Here is an 18947-nt window from a genome sequence, read left to right as displayed (position 1 = left end):
TCGGTCTAAATAGGAGCTAGCAATGTTCAAGGCAATTCTTATTGAGAAAGACGCAGATGCTTACCAGGTTCGTTTGACTGAACTGGATGATGCACAGCTTCCCGAGGGGGATGTCACCGTCCGCGTGGCCTTCAGTACACTGAACTACAAGGATGGTCTGGCCATCAGCGGCAGCAGCCCGGTCGTTCGCCGGTTTCCAATGGTTCCCGGCATCGACTTGGCCGGAACCGTTGAAACCAGCAGCCACCCTGACTACAAAACCGGTGACCGGGTTCTGCTCAACGGCTGGGGCGTGGGCGAAGGGCATTGGGGAGGACTGGCGCAGAAGGCCAGGCTGCGTGGTGACTGGCTGATCCCCCTACCCAAGGCGTTAAGCGAGCGCCAGGCAATGGCGATCGGAACCGCAGGCTACACCGCAATGCTCTGCCTGATGGCGCTGGAGCGCCACGGCCTGACGCCGGAGTGCGGCGAGGTGCTGGTGACGGGCGCAAATGGTGGGGTTGGCAGCTTCGCCATCGCGCTGCTGGCGCGTCAAGGCTACTCCGTGATCGCCGCCACCGGCCGCCCGGCCGAAGCGGACTACCTGAAGCGCTTGGGCGCAACGACCATCATCGATCGCGCCGAACTGTCCAGCCCCGGACGCGCATTGGCAAAAGAGCGTTGGGCGGCGGCGATCGACTCTGTAGGCAGCCATACCCTCGCCAATGTGTGCGCGGGCACTCGCGCAGATGGCCTGGTCGCTGCGTGCGGCTTGGCTCAAGGCATGGACTTTCCGGCGACTGTGGCGCCCTTCATCCTGCGCGGCGTTAGCCTGCTTGGCATCAACAGCGTCACCCGTCCTTACAAGGAGCGCGTTGAGGCCTGGGAGCGCCTCTGCACTGGCTTGGACCTGGCACAACTGGATGAAATCACCCGGGAGATCGGCCTGAGTGAAACCATACCGGTTGCACACGAGTTACTCGACGGCAAGGTGCGGGGCCGCGTGGTAGTGGATGTGAATCGGTGAGCACCGAGTACACCGACCGGCAGGCTGAATTGCACTAAGGTTTTTAGCGGCTATGTCCCAGTTCCGTCTTGAACGTGCCGCCCGGCTAGGCGCTGCGCGGGGGGGGGGGCGATGATTCGTAGGGTGGGTTCGGCGCATGACTGCAGGCTGTTGGCTGGTGCGTAGTCGGTTGCGCCGTAACCCACCGGATGAGGTAAGCCGACAACCGCTTGGTGGGTTACGCGCCGCGCAATTTGCGCAGTTGATTTTCAGCCTCTGCTCGGCGCCACTAACCTGCGCGGCCCGACCCTCCCGACAAAAGCTGCGTGCAACACGTATCTGGTACATAGCCTTTTTAGAGGTAGCCGAAAGACTGCTTTTGGCTGTGCAGTCCTTCGTAGATTCCCCCGCCACTCTTCGAACCTGCTGTCACCCGTCCAGGCGTCGAGCCGCTTCGATTTACTCAGGATTAGCCTGTCCCAGCTGCTCCTTGCAGTAATCCATGAACAGCTGTGCCGGCTTGGTCAGTTGGGCGCGCTTGAGCCAGGCGGCCACCAGGCCGGAGGTCGCCACCTGCTCGGCGATGTCTACCGTCACCACCTTCTTGCCGTCGTAGGTGCATTCGGAGTGTGGCCGGGTCACCAGCAGCGAGAAGCCGAAGCCCTGGCCGACCATGCCGCGAACCATCTCGATCGACGGCGAGCTGAAGACGATGTTCGGGGTCAGGTCCAGCTCGGTGAAGAGGCTGACGAAGTAGCTGCGACTCGGCAGCACGTCGAGCAGGATCATCGGTTCCAGGCACAGGTCGCGCAGTGAAACCTGGGTCTGCTCGGTGAAACGGTGCCCCTCGGGCAGCAGCGCGTAGGGTTTCTGCGGCGGCATCAAGGGCTCGGTTTCGATGGTGTTGTCGAGGTCATGTTCGTAGAGAAAGGCCAGGTCGAAGGTGCCGGCGGTGAGGCCCTGGACCAGTTCCTGCTGCTCGCCGTCGCGCAGGCGGATTTCCACGCCTGGGTAGAGGGCGGTGAACCCGGCGATCAGGCGCGGCAGGTACAGCGGCGCCACCGTCTCGAAGCAGCCGATGTCGATCTGCCCGGCCACTATGTCGTTATCCGCCAGGGCGTTCTGCTCGAACTCGTGGGCCATGCGCAGCAGCTCCTGCGCCTTGCGATAGAAGCGCGCGCCGCTGGGGGTGAGCGACACGCCCTGAGCATGGTGACGAATGAGCAGCTGCACGCCGAAGTTTTCCTCCAGACCCTTGATCGCGGTGGAGATCGACGGCTGGGCGATATACAGCTTGCGCGAGGCCTCGGCGACGCTGCCGGCCTCCACGGTGGTCACGAAATACTTGAGTTGGCGCAAGGTATAGGTAGCCACGCAAACCTCTGCTGGGTTGTTGCTGCCCGGTTCTCGGGCAGTCTGTTGGGCCGGGTTGCGGCGGGCTTGGCTGTCCGCCTGGTTCCGCCACGTCAGCCGCATGCACTGCATACGCGCTGGAGTAGGGCAGCGTTAAGTCCGACAGGCTCCTAGGGTCGCCCGAGTCTGCACCATACCTCAGCTGCGCGGTTGGGGAGCGCTCGCTCTGCCGAGCTTTTTTATAGGCCCCAAGCATATTTTTACTAATTTTCCTCTGCGGTCTTCTGCCGCACCATCTCCCTCAATCCAACAACAAGCTCGACCGTAGTGGTGGTCGATGAGGGAGTGCAGCGTGTTAGATCTCAGCTATTGGCAACAGCGGGCGGCCCGCCAAGGGTTTATCGACAAGGCACTGATCGGCTGCCGCCAGGTGGCTGCCGCCTCCGGGCTCACCTTCGACGCGATCAATCCGGCGACCAACCAGCTGCTGGCCAAGGTGACCGCCTGCGGCGAGGTCGAGGTCGACCTGGCTGTGCGCAGCGCCCGCCAGGCCTTCGAGCAGGGCTCCTGGGCGCGGATGGCGCCGGGCGAGCGCAAGAAAATTCTGCTGCGCCTGGCCGAGTTGATTCTGCAGCATCGCGAGGAACTGGCACTGCTCGACTCGCTGAACATGGGCAAGCCGGTGATGGATGCCTTCAACATCGACGTGCCCGGCGCCGCCCATGTGTTCGCCTGGTATGGCGAAAGCCTGGACAAGCTCTACGACCAGGTCGCGCCCAGCGCGCAGAACGTGCTGGCGACCATCACCCGCGTACCGCTCGGGGTGGTCGCCGCCGTGGTGCCGTGGAACTTCCCGCTGGACATGGCCGCCTGGAAGCTCGCGCCGGCGCTGGCGTCGGGCAACAGCGTGGTGCTCAAGCCGGCGGAGCAGTCGCCGTTCTCCGCCCTGCGTTTGGGCGAACTGGCCCTGGAAGCGGGCATACCGGAAGGCGTGCTGAATGTGCTGCCGGGCCTCGGCGAAAGCACCGGCAAGGCCTTGGGCCTGCACCCGGATGTCGATTGTCTGGTGTTCACCGGCTCGACCCAGGTCGGCAAGTACTTCATGCAGTACGCGGCGCAGTCGAACCTCAAGCAGGTGTGGTTGGAGTGCGGTGGCAAGAGCCCGAGTCTGATCTTCGACGACTGCCAGGACCTCGACCAGGCGGCGGAAAAAGCCGCCTTCGCGATTTTCTTCAACCAGGGCGAAGTCTGTTCGGCCAACTCGCGCCTGCTGGTCCAGCGCTCGATCCACGACCAGTTCGTCGAGCGCCTGATCGACAAGGCCCGTCAGTGGCAGCCGGGCGATCCGCTCGACCCCAGCAGCCGCGCCGGGGCCCTGGTCGATGCCGGCCAGACGGCTGGGGTGATGGGCTTTATCGAGGGCGCCCGTGCCGAGGGCGCGAAGCTGGTGTATGGCGGCGAGCGCCTGAGTATCAACGGCTCGAGCAACTTCGTGCAGCCCACGCTATTTACCGGCGTCAGCGCCGAGATGCGTCTGGCCCGTGAGGAAGTGTTCGGCCCGGTACTGGCGATCAGCGCCTTCGACGACGAAGACCAGGCGGTACGCCTGGCCAACGACAGCCTCTACGCTCTGGCCGCCTCGCTGTGGAGTGATGACCTCAACCGCGCTCACCGCGTCGCCCGCCGGCTGAACGCCGGCACGGTGTCGGTCAACACCGTGGACGCCCTGGATGTGACGGTGCCGTTCGGCGGCGGCAAGCAGTCCGGCTTTGGTCGCGACCTGTCGCTGCATTCCTTCGATAAGTACACCCAGCTGAAAACCACTTGGTTTCAGTTGCGTTAACCAGTCAGTGCGTTCCTTACAACAACAATAGAGGGCAAGACAATGACGCAGGATATAAGTGTTCCGCTGCACGGTGCGGCCGCCGCACCACGGGTAAAGGGGGCGCGCAAGGCACTGGGCCTGGGTTCCCTGCTGGCCGTGGCCATCGGCCTGGTTGTCTCGCAAGGGGTCATGGTGATCATGCTGCAAGGCGCCGGGATCGCCGGCTTGGGCTTTATCGTGCCGCTGGGCCTGGCCTATCTGCTGGCTCTGAGCTACGCCTTTTCCTTTTCCGAGCTGGCGCTGATGATCCCGCGTGCGGGCAGCCTGAGCAGTTATACCGAAGTCGCGATTGGCCAGTCCCCGGCCATTCTCGCCACCTTCTCTGGCTACATAGTAGTGGCCATGTTCGCGCTGTCGGCCGAGCTGCTGCTGCTCGATCTGATCATCGATAAGGTCTACCCCAGCGCGTTGCCGTCGATGACGGTGGCCTACGGCGTGTTAGGTCTGTTCACCGTGCTTAACCTGCTCAATATCGACATCTTCGCTCGCCTGCAGTCCGTGCTGGCGCTGGTGATGGTGGTGGTGTTGTTGTTGCTCGGGTTTAGCGCGGTCGGTCACGAGAACGCCGCGCCCATGGCCAGCCTTAGCCTGGAAGGCTGGAATCCTATGGGGCTGGGCGTTTTGGCGCTTACCGCGTTGGCCATCTGGGGCTTCGTCGGCGCCGAATTCGTTTGCCCGCTGGTGGAAGAATCGCGTCGGCCGGAGCGCAATATTCCGCGCTCGATGATCATCGGTCTGAGCGTGATTTTCGTCACCATCAGCCTCTACTGCCTGGGTGCGCTACTGATGGTGCCGCAGGCAGAGCTGGCGAGTAACGGCCTGCCTCACTATCTGTTCGCCACCGCGGTATTCGGCGAGACCGGTCAGCTACTGTTGGTGACCGCCGCCATCACCGCCACCTGCAGCACGCTCAATACCTCGTTGGCGGCTATCCCGCGCATGCTCAGTGGCATGGCGCAGAACGGTCAGGCGTTTCCCTGCTTCAAACGCCTTAGCGCACGTACCGGCGCGCCCTGGGTGGCCGTATTGTTTGTCGCCGCCATCACCGGCTTGCCGATCCTGCTGATGGGTGTCGATTCGATCAATCTGCTGCTGATCGCCGCCGCGCTGGCCTGGCTGCTGGCCTACATCATCGTCCACGTCGATGTGATCGTCCTGCGCATGCGTTATCCAGATCTGGCGCGGCCGTTCCGCACGCCGTTCTACCCGCTGCCACAAGTGTTCGGCATCGTCGGCATGCTCTATGCCGCCTGGTATGCCTCGCCCTCGCCGGAGCTGACCACGCAGATTTTCACCAGCGCTGGGGTAGTGCTGGGCATCGTCTCGCTGATCGCCGTGCTGTGGATCAAATGCGTGATGCGCAAACCGCTGTTCAGCCCGGAGCCGATCGACAAGGTGCTGAACCCAAATCAAGCCTGAAGGCCGCAGTGCGGTCCTCGTGTTAATGCCCCATAACGGGGAGGAGAGTTGTATGAATGCGCAAATCAAGCCAAACCGTGAAACCCGTGATTACCAGGCCCTGGACGCCGCTCACCACATCCATGGCTTTGTCGACCAGAAGGCGCTGAATGCCGAAGGCCCGCGGGTGATCGTTAAAGGCGAGGGCTTGTACCTCTGGGATAACGACGGCAACCGCTACCTCGACGGCATGTCCGGCCTGTGGTGCACCAACCTCGGTTACGGTCGCAAGGACCTCACGGCCGCCGCGACTCGGCAGATGGAGCAGTTGGCGTACTACAACATGTTCTTCCACACCACCCACCCGGCGGTGGTGGAACTGTCCGAGCTGCTGTTCAGCCTGCTGCCCGGTCACTACAGCCATGCGATCTATACCAACTCGGGCTCTGAGGCCAACGAGGTGCTGATCCGCACGGTACGGCGCTACTGGCAGATTCTCGGCAAGCCAGAGAAGAAGGTGATGATCGGCCGCTGGAACGGCTACCACGGCTCGACCCTGGCCAGCACCGCGCTGGGCGGCATGAAGTTCATGCACGAAATGGGCGGCATGCTGCCGGACATCGAGCATATCGACGAGCCCTACTGGTACGCCCAGGGCGGCGAGCTGAGCCCGGCCGAGTTCGGTCGCCGCTGCGCCCTGCAACTGGAGGAGAAGATTCTCCAACTGGGTGCGGACAAGGTTGCGGGCTTCATCGCCGAGCCGTTCCAGGGCGCCGGCGGCATGATCTTCCCGCCGGAAAGCTACTGGCCGGAGATCCAACGCATCTGCCGTCAGTACGACGTGCTGCTGTGCGCCGACGAAGTGATCGGTGGTTTTGGTCGCACCGGCGAATGGTTCGCCCATGAGTACTTCGGTTTCGAACCGGACACCCTGTCGATCGCCAAGGGCCTGACCTCGGGCTATATCCCCATGGGCGGCCTGGTGCTGTCCACGCGCATCGCCGAGGTATTGGTGGAGCAGGGCGGGGTGTTCGCCCACGGCCTGACCTATTCCGGGCACCCGGTCGCCGCCGCCGTGGCATTGGCCAATATCAAGGCGCTGCGCGACGAAGGCGTGGTCAGCCAGGTGAAGAACGACACCGGCCCCTACCTGCAGCAGTGTCTGCGGCAGGTGTTCGGTGACCATCCGCTGGTTGGCGAGATCCAGGGCACCGGCCTGGTCGCCGCGCTGCAGTTCGCCGAAGACAAGGCGACCCGCAAACGCTTCGCCAACGAGAGCGACATCACCTGGCGCTGCCGCACCGTCGGCTTCGAGGAAGGCCTGATCATCCGCTCCACCCTCGGTCGGATGATCATGGCGCCGGCGCTGGTGGCCACGCGCGGCGAGCTGGACGAACTGGTGGAGAAGACCAAGCGCGCGGTGGACCGCACCGCGCAGGAAATGGGTGTGCTCTGAGGCGTGTGCCGGCAGCCTGCTTTGTGCCCTTCCTTGCGGAGGGCACAAAGGCCTGCGCTGGGTCGCTAGGGAAAAACTTTGACGAGTCATAGCAGGCTATGGCGAGGAGCGGCCACTCCGTATCGGGGCCGCAGCGCCGAAATTGATTAATCGAATCTTTATCTGTTAAAGACAAGGAAAGGACATGACTCTGACCGTTTACGGCGCCTGATCGCCAAGAGATGCAGACGTCGACTGCCATGAGTGATGCCATGCACGCGGAGTGCCGCTACCTGGAAGAGTTGCTCGACGGTCAAGCCTACCTTGCGGGGGAACGGCCAAGCGCGGCCGAGCCCATCGTTTTTCCCGAGATTCGTCTTGTACCGCGGGCCATGGAGCGCAAACCGGAGATCATGACGGCGCTGGACTTTGATCGCCTCGCCGACCGTTACCCGCGCCTGGCGGCATGGGAGGAACGCGTCGGGGTGGACAAGACCCCTGGTGACCAGCGGGAGGCAAGAGAATGAGTGAGCAGAGCTACAGGCGCACCTTCGGCGTAGCGACCGGCCCCGCAGTGGCATATCGAGCGCTTATCTAGGGCTTCGAGCATTGGGGGATCACGCCGGATAGGCCGATCGAAAAGCGCGGTGATCGCGCCAGATTCAGCTTTCCACCCAGGCGCGGCTACTGGGTTTTCGAAGCATCGACACTGTCCGCCAATCGGCTGGTCGAATTGCGCTGTGTCGAAGCATTGCATGTGTATCAAAAGATGCCCAAGAAGATCGAACAGGAGTGGCTGGGCACCAGGCTCAGTTGGCACCTCGAAGCCCACGACGGGCACAGCACCATTCATTTCGAACACCTGGGGCGGAACCCCAGCTTGCACTGTTACGGCATCTGCCTGGCTGGCTGGGATCTATTTCTTGTCGACAGCCTCAAGGCCTATCTCGACACGGGTGTCGGCAAGCCTTTTCGGGCGGGGTAAGAGGTTGGACGCGAGCCTCAATGCCCGCAGCGTCAAAAAGGACAAGCGCAAAAAAAGGCCCGAGGCCAAGGCCTAGGGCACTCACAACGTTACGGTTGTGATCAGAACTGCTTTTGCTCGACCAACTTCAGCCATACGGGATTGCTGAACGCCTTGTTCTCTTGGCTGTCCTCGACCACCAGCGCGACCCAGCCGGACTCCTGGGGCACCTCGAACTGCACCGAGGCTTTCTCGCCGGAGAGTGCCTGTTCGCGGATCACGCCCTGCTTGCCGATCAACTGCACGGACTTCAGGCCATTGACCGAGAGCAGGTCGAAGCTGAGGCTCTGCGGCTGATCTTTCGCCAGTTTCAAGGTGTCGCCGAACATCACGTTCTGCGGATAGATGAGTGGGCCAAAGGAAACGTAGGCGCGGCCGTTCTTCATCGCCTGGGCGAAGGCATTGGCGTCGGGTTTGCTGCCGGTGTATACGAACATCCGGTCCAGGCCGGTGGTTTCGTTCCACACATCATGCGTGTCGGAGCCGGCGGTGTAGTAATACGGCAGGCCCTCAGACCAGAGTTGGCGGGCCTTTTCGACTGCCTTTTGGTAGTCGACCACCGCGTTGACCTCGATCAGGTCGATAGACGGATCGAAGCTGCCGGGCACGCTGTTCTTCTCCAGGCTGCTCATATAGCCGTACGGGATGTAAGGGTGGTTGGAGGCGACCACTGTCGCGCCCATACGGCGCATGTCCTTGAGCAGGGCGTGGATGTCGTCGACGCCGGGATCGACGGAGAGTTTTGCGCCGATCGCCACGGGGAAGGGGTTGAAGTGTCCCCAGGACGGCGAAAACTCGACGGACGGAACGAAGGGCACGCCGCGTTTGTCCGACAGCGCCTTGATCGCGGCGTGGTTTTTCGTCGAGTCGTGGTCGCTGACGAAGGTGACGTTGAGGCCAGCGGCCAACTGCGAAAGAACCAAGTACTGCGGAGGAGTCGAGCCCTCCAGCACATCGGAGTGATGGTGCAGATCACCGGCGTACCAGCCGTGCTGGGTCGGGTAAGTGCTGATTGGTACTTGGCCGATCACTTCGGTGGTCTCGTTCGGCGCGATGCGCGCGTCCACCAGCACCGGCTTGGACACGAAGTTGGCGCCGGCCGAGACTTTGAGCTGATAGTCGCCGGGGGCGAGGGTAAAGCGCGCTCGGCCGATTTCGTCCATTTCGGTGAAGAAGGTCTTGGCGCCGAGAAACTCGATCAGTGGCTTGTTGCCGCTTTCGATCTGGATTTTCGCGTCCAGCGGCGACTTGCTCTGGGCGTCCGTCACCTGAATGCTCACCTCGCCGGGGGCGAGAAGATCGTCGAACGATAGGCTCAGGGCGTTCTTGTTCTCGATGCGAATAGCATGCCTCTTGCTTTCGGAATAACCCTTGGCTGTTGCATAGACTTGATAGTCGCCGACAGGCAGGTCGAGGTTGTACGTGCCGTCCTTGCCGATTGCCCAGATGTAGGGCACGCCGTCCTTCAAGACCACGACCGCCGGCGCCTCGACGGTTTTTCCATCTTGGGTTTTCACGCTGCCGGACAGCGAACCCGCGTCCAGGTGTTTGCGTTCGATTTCCGCCTTTACCACCGGCGCGATATCGCCGCTGCCAAGTACCTGATATTCGCCTTCGAACGAGACCGACTGCGATTTTTTCAGGCTGTGCTTGAGGTACAGGTCGCGGGATTTGTATTTCAGCTCGGTAAAGTAGGGCGCGTGCAGGGCGATTGCCCAGTCTTCGTCGTAGCCGACGAAGCGATCGGCTATCGGCTTGTCGACACTCGCCTCTTCCTCGCCCGCATAGCCCGGTACCGCGAATTTGTAGCCACCTTCGGGCCACAGGGTAAAGCCCGATTCCAGATCGGTCAGGTCTTCGCCTTGGTTGGTCATGGTGGTTTTGACATGGATGCGATCGGAGCCCGACTTGAGGCTGTATTCGGTGCTGATCACCGCTTTGCCGAAGTCGCGCGTGACTTTGACCACGGCTTCCTCGGGGCTGTCTTTGACAATCTCGAGCTTCTGATAGGTGTTCGGCCAACTCGACCAGTTATTGGGAATGAAGTCGGCGAAGGCTACCCGGTCGTTGCTCAGCGAGCCGTCGGCTTTGACGTTCGCCATATCGATGATGCAGCCGCGGGCCACGCCCCATGGCGGTGGCGTGCCCAATGCCAGCGAGAACGCCAGCTTGTCGTTTTTGATGGTCAGGTCTTTGTCGGACAGCGCGGTGCCCGCTGGAATAATGGTCTTGCCGTGAGTGATGGAGACGCTCGCATGGCTCTGGGCGGCCGCGCCAAGTATCGATGAGAGAATAATTACCTTTGCGATCAATGTCATACGAAACGGTTTTGTCATTATTCTGGACCTTTCGTGCGTGCTGAGATTCGTATTTTAATTGATTATTCAGTTAACAAAAAAACGAATCTATGCGTGCCCCTATCGGCTGTCAATGCGCACCTCGTCGGAGAGCTCTGCTTGTATCCCGTTAGGTTAGGAGGCCGTAGGCGCTAGTTCGGTGGACAAGCGATTCGATGCGGATTGAGTGCGAGCCCGGGTTGAGCCGGAGTGTCCCTTCGCCCGCACGTAAAGGCGGGCCCGCTGTTTGGCGGATTAACCATCATGCTGCGCCAGCATCGGCCGCCGAGGTGGGCGACGAAGGCCGATCAGTCTTAGCTTAGGTAGCTTTTTCTGCAGATCCGGTGCGGTGCCTGGGGTCGCCGTCGTTGGTGTGATTGCCTTATGGCGCGGCGCGCTTCAAGCTAGCCGATTGCTGCTGGGCAGCGGTACGGATTTCAGGTGATAGGCAGATGACGTCGTTAGGACGGACTACGTTTTGGATCATGGTGGGCGGGTCGTTGATCCTCGCCCTGTCGTTGGGCACTCGGCACGGCTTCGGCCTGTTCTTGCCGCCGATGAGTGCCGAGTTCGGCTGGGGTCGCGAGGTGTTTGCGTTCTCCATCGCCCTGCAAAACCTGGTCTGGGGCCTGGCTCAGCCCTTTACCGGTGCGCTGGCCGACCGCCTGGGGGCCAAGCGCACGATCATCGTCGGTGGCGTGCTGTATGCCGTTGGCCTGGTTTTGATGGGCCTGGCGGACTCGCCCGGGTCGCTGTCGCTGAGCGCCGGTCTGCTGATCGGCCTGGGCCTGTCCGGCACGTCGTTCTCGGTAATTCTCGGCGCGATCGGTCGCGCCGTGCCGGTGGAGAAGCGCAGCATGGCCATGGGCATCGCCAGTGCGGCGGGCTCGTTCGGTCAGTTCGCCATGTTGCCGGGCACCCTGGGTCTGATTGGCTGGCTTGGCTGGTCGACGGCGTTGTTGGTGCTGGGCCTGCTGGTTGCCTTGATCGTGCCGCTGGCGAGCATGATCAAGGATCACCCGCTGCCGGTGCTAGGCCATGAGCAGACCCTGCGTGAGGCGGTGCGTGAGGCCTGTGGCCACTCCGGGTTCTGGTTGCTGTCGCTGGGTTTTTTCGTCTGTGGCTTTCAGGTGGTGTTCATCGGCGTGCATCTACCGGCTTATCTGGTCGATCAGCACCTGCCGGCGCTGGTCGGCACCACGGTGTTGGCACTGATCGGCTTGTTCAATGTGTTCGGGACCTACTTTTCCGGTTGGCTCGGTGGACGCATGTCCAAGCCGCGTTTGCTCAGCGCCCTGTATCTGGCGCGGGCGGTGGTGATTGCAGCCTTCGTCATGGCCCCGCTGACCACCTGGAGCGCCTATGCCTTTGGTATCGCAATGGGCCTGCTGTGGTTGTCCACGGTGCCCTTGACCAACGGCACGGTGGCGACCATGTTTGGCGTGCGCAACTTGTCGATGCTCGGCGGCATCGTCTACCTGTTCCATCAGATCGGTGCCTTTCTCGGAGGCTGGTTAGGCGGCTATATGTACGATAAAACCGGCAATTATGACCTGGTTTGGCAGATATCCATTCTCCTCAGTCTGCTGGCCGCAGCGCTGAATTGGCCTGTGCGCGAGCAGCCGGTGGCGCGTCTGCAAGACGCTGGAGTCGAAGCTTGAACACGCGATATTGGCTGGGCGGCGGTCTGCTGGCTGCCGCCGCGCTCGCGCTGCTGGCGCTGATCTGGTGGGGTTGGCAGCAGAGCGGTTTGGCATTTTTGCAGCTCGGCTTAGGCATCTGCTAGGCGTTGCGCCATAGCTTGATCTTTCCCCGTCGGTAGCTCGTCACACTCCCGCCGTATTCACCCATCTGGGCGATGGGCCGGTGCTCCTCACCTCCTTAGACTCTTGGCACGCCGGACGCAGTCTCCCGGCGTGCCCACAAGAAGAATAATGGAGGCACCCATGCGTCGAGCAATCACTACAACCCTGGCCGCTCTGGCCCTGGCCGGAGCCGTCGAGGCCCAGGCCGGTTACACCCAGACCAAATACCCGATCGTGCTGGTGCACGGCGTTACCGGTTTCGACACCATCGGTGGCCTGGTCAATTACTTCCATACCATTCCCTGGAACCTCGAGCGCGACGGCGCCAAGGTGTATGTCGCCAGCGTCGCGGCATTCAACGACAGCGAGCAGCGTGGTGCCGAACTGGCCCGGCAGATCGTGCCCTGGGCCAGTGCCAATGGCGGCAAGGTCAACCTGATCGGCCACAGCCAGGGCTCGCCGACTTCCCGTGTGGCCGCGTCCTTGCGCCCCGATCTGGTGGCCTCGGTGACCTCGATCAATGGCGTCAACAAGGGCTCGAAAGTTGCCGACGTGGTCCGTGGGATCGTTCCGCCGAACGGCGCCATCGAAGGCGGTGCCAATGCCATTGCCATCGCGCTGGGGGCGGTGATCAACCTATTGTCCGGCAGCAGCAATCCGCAGAACGGCCTGGCCGCCCTGGAAACCCTGACCACACCGGGCACCGCAGCGCTAAACAGCCGTCATCCGTGGGGGGTGAACAACGCCAGCTACTGCGCCAAATCCACCGAAGTGCACAATGTGCGCGGCTACAACATCCGCTACTTCTCCTGGACCGGAAATTCGTCCTACACCAACATCTTCGACGCGGTCGACCCGTTCCTGGCCATCACCGGTCTGGCCTTCGGTAGCGAGAAAAACGACGGCCTGGTCGGCGTCTGTGCTTCTTACCTGGGCGAGGTGCTCGGCGACAGCTACCACATGAACCACGTCGATGCGATCAACCACCTGTTCGGCATCCGCGGCTGGACCGAGCCGGTCTCGCTGTATCGCCAGCATGCCAACCGCCTGAAGAACAAAGGCGTCTGATCGTTACCACGTTTGCGGGCTGGCCAAGACAGCCCGCCTTGGAGGTCGCATGCCCTTGCCCATCCGTTCCATCGCCTCGCTGGCCGTGTTGGCCAGCCTTGCTGCGGCCCTGACCCTTTATTGGCAATGGCCGGAGCCGGTGGTGGCCCAGACCGATTCAGCCAGCCTGGTTCAATCTGTCGCTCCAATCATTGCCAGCCCCTTGCCGCGTCAGCCGGCGCCCACTGCAGTCGAACAGGCCGCGCCAGCGGCGGTGCTGCCGAGTATGAGCGGTACCGAGGTCGACGGTGAATTGAAGACCGACAGCGCCGGTAATCTGCAGCTCGATTTGGCGCTGCGTGACTATTTCGATTATTTCCTCAGCGCTGTCGACCAGAACGGGCTTGATAGCTCGGTCGAGGTATTGCTGGCTGACGCTGGCGGACGCTTGCAGGAGCCCGCGTTGGGCCAGTTGATCGGTCTGCTGGGTGATTATCTGGATTACAAACGCGCGAGCCTGGCGCTCATGCAGCAGCCGCTGAACGCACAACAGCAAGCCCAGCCGCAAGCGCAGCTCGCGGTATTGCAGCAGGCCTTCGACAGCATGGCTCAGCTACGCCGCAGCCACTTTTCACCGGGAGCGGTCGAGGCCTTGTTTGGAGCCGAAGAGGCCTATGCACGCTATACCCTTGACAGCCTGAACCTACTTGCTCGCGACGATTTGAGCGAACAGGGCAAGGCCGCTGCGCAGCAGGGCTTGCGCGAACAATTGCCTGCCGCCATGCGCGCCAGTGAGGAGCGCCAGAGCCAAGCCCTGGCGCAGCAGGCACAAAGCGAACGGCTGTGGCGTGAGGGGGCGAGCGAGGAACAGGTGCGCCAGTCATTGGCTTTGTCCTATGATCCGTCGACTGTCGAGCGTCTGCTGCTTGAGCAGCGCAACGAGCGCGACTGGCAGCAGCGCTACACGTCTTATCGCGAGCAACTGACCCGGTTGCACAGCAATGGCCTGAGTCCGGCGGACCAGCAGCATGAACAGCAGCGTTTGCGCCAGCGCTTGTTCAACGCCGCCGATCAACACCGAGTCGACACCTATGATGCGATTGCCGCCAAACAGCAGGACAGCGAACCTGCCGAGCTTTAAGCCCGGGTGGCGGGCCGAGCGGTCACTCGCGCAGTCGGGCGGGGTGCGATGAACCTGGAGCAGGAAGAACGCCTGCTGCTGGCACAACAGCGCCGTGGCTACCGGCGGTTGTGCTTTGTCCCTGAGCTGGAACAGGGCTTTGTCGAGCACCGGGTGCAGCGCATCGGCCGCCGCTTATTGTTGATTGTCAGCACCGCAATTGTCTTCCAGCTGATCTACGCCGCTCTCGACCTGCTGCTGATGCCGCTGGCGGTGAGCTTGTCGGTGGAGCCCTTGCGGGGGCTGGGCATCCTTGGGGTGCTGGCTGCTTTCGTCTACTGCCGGCGCCCGCAGAGTCCGCCGCGCGCGGTGTTATTCGCCTACATCGGCGCCTACGCGCTGAACGGCGCTTGCGTGGCGGTGATCATTCACCTGTGCTGGGCCCAAGGTGTGGACATGCCCTACGATGGGCTGTTCCTGATCCTGTTGTTCGGCTATGTGCTGCTCGGTGTCTCGTTCCGCGCCGTGAGCCTGGCCGCCTGGGGCTTCTGCCTGCTGTTCCTGGCGCTTGGCCTGTTGTTGGTCGAACCGGGCAGCCTGTGGGCCTATCAGGGCCAGTTCCTGATTTGCGCCAACCTGATCGGCAGCGTCGGCGCCTACCTGCAGGAGCACGGTCAGCGCGGTGCCTGGCTCAACCTGCGCCTGCTCGATCTGGCCCGCCAGCGCGCCGAAGCGGATGACGCGCGCAAGCTGCGCCTGCTCGCCGCCGCCAGCCATGATCTACGCCAGCCGCTCAACGCCATGGGGCTGTATGCCCAGCACCTGCTCGAGCAGAGCCGGGAGCCGGATATTCAGCGGGTCAGTGCGCGCCTGGCGACCTCGGTGGAACAGCTCAGCCGCATGCTGCAATCCCTGCTGGACTACACCCGCCTGACCTTGCCCGGCGGGGTGCAGGCCAAGCTTGAAGTGTTCGCCTTGCGGCCTCTGCTCGAACGCTTGAGTGGCGAAACCCGCCGCGAAGCCGAATTGCAGGGGGTCGCGCTGGACCTGCAATGCGCGGATTTATGGGTGCGCAGTGACCCGCTGCTGCTCGAACGGGTGCTGCGCAATCTGCTCAACAATGCCCTGCGCCATGCCCAGGCGCGGCGCGTGACGCTTAGCGTCGAGGAGGATGCTGACAGCGTGCTGCTGCAAGTCGCCGACGACGGCCGGGGTCTCAGCCCGGCGGAGCAGGCCCAGATCTTCGAGGAGTTCCGTCAACTGGACAACCCCGGGCGCAATGCCGAGCGCGGCCTGGGCCTCGGCTTGGCCATCGTCCAGCAACTGGCTACGCTACTGGAGCACCCGTTGCAGCTGAATTCCACTCCGGGGCAGGGCGCCTGCTTCGGTTTGCGCCTGCCGCGCGCCACGGTGGGTGAGTGGCAGCCAGCCAAACCGGTCGGCGCAGCACTGCATGGGCGGGTCTTGCTGGTGGAGGACGATGCCGCCGGGCGCGTGGCATTGTCCGGGCTGTTGCAGCGCTGGGGCTGCGAGGTCTGGTCCTGCGCCGATCTGCAGGCGGCGCTGGAATGCCTGGCAGAAGCGACGCCGCAGTTGTTGATCAGCGATTACCGCCTGGCCGCCAATGAAGATGGTCTGCGCGCCATCGAGCGCTTGCGCGAAGAAGCCGGATGCATGTTGCCAGCCTTGCTGATCAGCGCCGATATCAGCCCCGCGTTGCAGGAGCGCTGCATGCCCGCACACGTGACCCTGCTCGGCAAACCCCTGTTGCCGGCGCGTTTACGTCAGGCTTTGGCGGTGCTGTTGCCGGTTGCCGCCGCGCCTGAATCAGCGGTGCCTGGCGCAACGCAGACCTAGGGTGGCCGGGAGGCAGTTCGCTTCAGTCCAACGCTGCAAGGATCGCCTCTATAACCAGCCACGCTGGCGCGCAGCGCTGACACAGGCGGTGCGGGTGTGTACGTCGAGTTCCTGAAACAGAGTCTTCAGATGGGTTTTTATGGTGTCTTCGGATATGCCCAGTTGCCTGCTGATGGCCTTGTTTGGCAAGCCGTCGGCCAGCAACAGGAGAATCTGTAATTGGCGGGGTGTGAGTTGGGGTTTTTCGCCGGCTCCCGGCGCCGGCAGGGTTTCCCCAAGTAATACGCGGGTCACCGCTTGGCGTAGATCGTCGCTGTTGGCGCTTTTCGGGATAAAACCCAGGGCGCCAGCGCCCAGCGCCGCCTGAGCATCCAGGTTGGAGTCGCTGGCACTGAGAATTGCCACTGGGGTCATGCGCCCTTGCTGCTGCCAGCGCTGCAGCAATTCGAGGCCGGCGACGTCCGGCAGGCGCAAATCCAGCAGAATCAAATCGAAATCGTGCTGACTCAGGCACGCCTCGGCTTCTGCAGCGTTCTGCGCGGTATGTAAGTGCAGGTCTGGGCAAAGCGGGGCGAGGGCCAGGCTGAGGCCGTCGAGAAATATCCGGTGGTCATCCACCAGCAACAGGCGGAGTTGTTTGGGTAAGGCAGTACAGAGTGTGGTCATGGCTGTCTCACGCGGCGTTTTCTTATGTTTATAGTCGCCGCGCGAGTTTAGCCTAAAGTACTCGCTGAATTAGAAGCGGTAGGTCACTTGTGCGCCCAAACCATGGGCGGTGTTTTTGTACGTGGAGCGGTAAGCCCCTTTAGTCGCGCTGACATGGTTGATTTCGGTGTCGTCCTCCATCAGGTAGGAATAGGCCAGATCGATGGTCATCTCGTCGTTCGGGCTCCAGCCGGCGCCCAGGCTGAGGATGGTGCGGTCGCCCGTGGGAATGCGTGGCGATCGGTCGGCATTGTTGGTCGGCGACTGGTCGACGGCCAAGCCGGCGCGTAGCGTCCATTGCGGGTTCAGCTTATAAGCCGCGCCCACGGCATGGGCCCAGGTGTCATGCCAATTCTGCTCTTCGGTGATGGTGGTGAGGTTGCCGGCGAGCAAACCGCCGACGCCCTGGTTGTCGACGCGAATCTCTTCCAGCTGGCTCCAGCGGGTCCAGGTGCTGCCGGCGTACAACGTCCAGTCGGCGTTGAGCTCATGGGTGATGGAGAGATCCACGGACTCGGGGGTGGTCAGCTCCAGCGAGGCGTCGTAGGTACCCGCCGATGAGCCGATCACAAAGCCGGGACCTGCCACTTCTGTCTCGCCCTTGAGGGTGTATTCGACCTTGGAGTGATAGGTCAGGCCGAAGCGGGTCTGGGCGCTCAGCTCAAACAGAACGCCGGCGTTATAGCCCAGCGCCAGGTCGTCGCCCTTGATCTTCACCTCGCCGTCGCCGGCACCCGGCAGCGGGTTGCGCAAGGCCGAGGTCAGTTCGCCGTCGATGCGGTTGATGGTCGGGCCAAAGCCGATCGACAACTGATCGTTGAAGCGATAGCTGAGGGTCGGTTGCAGGGTCACCACGCGCACTTCGCTGCGGTCACCGTAATAGCGGCCCTGGAAGTTGTCTTCGTAATCGGTGATCAAGCCGAAGGGCACGTACATGCCGAGGCCGAAGGTCCAGTGATCGTCCAGCGGTTTGACGTAATAGCCCATGGGCGCGCCAACCAACGGCACCATATCGCCGTCGTTGCTGCCGGAAAAACTGCCGCTGGCGTCGTCGATATCGGTTCGGGCATAGATCAACGCAACGCCGCCGCTGACTTGCTCGCGCTTCAGGCGCGACATGCCTGCGGGGTTACCGAAGACGGTGCTGGCATCTTCGGCAGACGACGAACGGCCAGCAAAGGCGCTGCCCATGCTGCTGACGCTTTGTTCGTTGAGGGCGAAGCCGCCGGCCAGGCCATGGCTGGACACTGCGGCCATGGCGAGGGCCAGGCTGGTTTTGAGAGCGCTTTTCTTCACGGGGACTCCATCGGGGGGGTAGCGAGGCGCGCAAACTAGCAGGCTTTGCGATGCCCGCCAAGTGGCTGTAACCCCCGGAGTAGAGCGGTTTTGTCCTACAATTCACGGCAGTGTTTGGGTATTTACAGCGATGGTTTGATTTTCGCGGTGGATTGTTTCGTGCTGTTCGCGAGCGTGTTGAGTGCGCTCAGGCAACTTGGCTGAAGTTGCCGATGCAGCGCTGCCAGGCTTCGATGAAGTCACGCGGACGACCTTGTGGGTGAAATACTCGGTGCCAGACTCGGGCCAGGCCGAGCAGGTCGTCGGCGGCGGGCAATTCGTGTTGTTCTACCTCAACCAGCATCCAGGCGATGGCGGTGGCGTAACGCAAGTTGACTGTCAGTTCCAGGTGCGGCGCCGCGAGAAAGGCGTGCTGGCTGGCCAACCCGCGGATCTGGCTGGCCAGGTCTGGATCGAGCGCCAGGTAGTGATCCCAGAGCTGTTGGTGGCGCAGTTCGGCGATGCGGTAGAGGCCATGGCCGCCCTGAGCGTCCAGCGCCGAACCTAGCGCCGACTGGCAGGCAGCGGCGCCCAGCAGCAGGACTTCGGCAGCAGGTGAGTGACGCCCCAGATAGATCAGCGTGGGGCGTATGACGTGCTGGATTAACTCGCAGGCTGGAATTCCCATATAGCCCTCGCGAAAATGGCCGGTGGGGCCGGGA

The 18947-nt window shown here is 62.5% G+C and carries 16 protein-coding genes; 11 read left to right on the top strand and 5 right to left on the bottom strand.

Annotated features, from left to right (window positions below):
• The first annotated feature begins 22 nt into the window (after positions 1-22).
• Positions 23-1006, top strand: coding sequence for an acrylyl-CoA reductase (NADPH) (gene acuI, locus VCJ09_RS14080; protein WP_324730795.1), 984 nt, complete (start codon positions 23-25; stop codon positions 1004-1006).
• 438 nt (positions 1007-1444) lie between these two features.
• Here acuI and VCJ09_RS14075 read toward each other — a convergent pair whose 3' ends face one another.
• On the bottom strand, positions 1445-2359 hold the full coding sequence (locus VCJ09_RS14075; RefSeq protein WP_324730794.1) for a LysR family transcriptional regulator: 915 nt from the start codon (positions 2357-2359) through the stop codon (positions 1445-1447).
• Positions 2360-2690: 331 nt separating this feature from the next.
• On the opposite strand from VCJ09_RS14075, the gene VCJ09_RS14070 reads away from it, so the two are divergent.
• From VCJ09_RS14070 to VCJ09_RS14050, 5 genes are all read left to right on the top strand, one after another.
• The gene (locus tag VCJ09_RS14070; RefSeq protein ID WP_324730793.1) at positions 2691-4181 is read left to right on the top strand and encodes an aldehyde dehydrogenase; all 1491 of its coding nucleotides are present in this window, start codon (positions 2691-2693) and stop codon (positions 4179-4181) included.
• Positions 4182-4223: 42 nt separating this feature from the next.
• Positions 4224-5642, top strand: a complete 1419-nt coding sequence (locus VCJ09_RS14065) for an APC family permease (RefSeq protein WP_324730792.1) — start codon at positions 4224-4226, stop codon at positions 5640-5642.
• A gap of 52 nt (positions 5643-5694) precedes the next feature.
• Positions 5695-7077 (top strand): aspartate aminotransferase family protein, encoded by a 1383-nt coding sequence (locus tag VCJ09_RS14060; RefSeq protein ID WP_324730791.1) that lies wholly within the window; start codon positions 5695-5697, stop codon positions 7075-7077.
• A 221-nt stretch (positions 7078-7298) separates the two neighbouring features.
• Positions 7299-7583, top strand: coding sequence for a glutathione S-transferase family protein (locus tag VCJ09_RS14055; RefSeq protein WP_324730790.1), 285 nt, complete (start codon positions 7299-7301; stop codon positions 7581-7583).
• Between the two features lie 242 nt (positions 7584-7825).
• A complete protein-coding gene (locus VCJ09_RS14050; RefSeq protein ID WP_324730789.1) occupies positions 7826-8041 on the top strand; it encodes an SRPBCC family protein in 216 nt (71 codons plus the stop codon).
• Positions 8042-8142: 101 nt separating this feature from the next.
• On the opposite strand, the gene VCJ09_RS14045 is transcribed toward VCJ09_RS14050, so the two are convergent.
• Positions 8143-10398: a CehA/McbA family metallohydrolase gene (locus tag VCJ09_RS14045; protein WP_324730788.1), complete on the bottom strand. Its 2256-nt coding sequence runs from the start codon at positions 10396-10398 to the stop codon at positions 8143-8145.
• Between the two features lie 470 nt (positions 10399-10868).
• On the opposite strand from VCJ09_RS14045, the gene VCJ09_RS14040 reads away from it, so the two are divergent.
• From VCJ09_RS14040 to VCJ09_RS14020, 5 genes are all read left to right on the top strand, one after another.
• A complete protein-coding gene (locus VCJ09_RS14040; protein WP_324730787.1) occupies positions 10869-12077 on the top strand; it encodes an MFS transporter in 1209 nt (402 codons plus the stop codon).
• Positions 12074-12202: a hypothetical protein gene (locus tag VCJ09_RS14035; protein WP_256573162.1), complete on the top strand. Its 129-nt coding sequence runs from the start codon at positions 12074-12076 to the stop codon at positions 12200-12202. The genes VCJ09_RS14040 and VCJ09_RS14035 overlap by 4 nt, the downstream gene beginning before the upstream one ends.
• 160 nt (positions 12203-12362) lie before the next feature.
• Positions 12363-13289: a lipase family alpha/beta hydrolase gene (locus VCJ09_RS14030; RefSeq protein ID WP_324730786.1), complete on the top strand. Its 927-nt coding sequence runs from the start codon at positions 12363-12365 to the stop codon at positions 13287-13289.
• 49 nt (positions 13290-13338) lie between these two features.
• Complete coding sequence (locus VCJ09_RS14025; RefSeq protein ID WP_324730785.1) at positions 13339-14409, top strand: lipase secretion chaperone; 1071 nt, start codon at positions 13339-13341, stop codon at positions 14407-14409.
• A gap of 48 nt (positions 14410-14457) precedes the next feature.
• A complete protein-coding gene (locus VCJ09_RS14020; RefSeq protein ID WP_324730784.1) occupies positions 14458-16245 on the top strand; it encodes a hybrid sensor histidine kinase/response regulator in 1788 nt (595 codons plus the stop codon).
• A gap of 48 nt (positions 16246-16293) precedes the next feature.
• On the opposite strand, the gene VCJ09_RS14015 is transcribed toward VCJ09_RS14020, so the two are convergent.
• The 3 genes from VCJ09_RS14015 to VCJ09_RS14005 all read right to left on the bottom strand — a co-directional run bounded on the left by VCJ09_RS14015 (position 16294) and on the right by VCJ09_RS14005 (position 18913).
• Positions 16294-16911, bottom strand: coding sequence for a response regulator transcription factor (locus tag VCJ09_RS14015; RefSeq protein WP_324730783.1), 618 nt, complete (start codon positions 16909-16911; stop codon positions 16294-16296).
• A 69-nt stretch (positions 16912-16980) separates the two neighbouring features.
• Positions 16981-18246 carry an OmpP1/FadL family transporter gene (locus VCJ09_RS14010; protein ID WP_324730782.1) on the bottom strand — a complete coding sequence of 422 codons (1266 nt, stop codon included), beginning with the start codon at positions 18244-18246 and terminating at the stop codon, positions 16981-16983.
• 187 nt (positions 18247-18433) lie between these two features.
• The gene (locus VCJ09_RS14005; RefSeq protein ID WP_324730781.1) at positions 18434-18913 is read right to left on the bottom strand and encodes a hypothetical protein; all 480 of its coding nucleotides are present in this window, start codon (positions 18911-18913) and stop codon (positions 18434-18436) included.
• Positions 18914-18947 lie beyond the last annotated feature (34 nt).

This window comes from Pseudomonas paeninsulae (assembly GCF_035621475.1).
GTDB lineage: Bacteria > Pseudomonadota > Gammaproteobacteria > Pseudomonadales > Pseudomonadaceae > Aquipseudomonas > Aquipseudomonas paeninsulae.
Note: the sequence above shows the minus strand (reverse complement) of the source record. Positions and strands in the feature narration are given on the sequence as shown.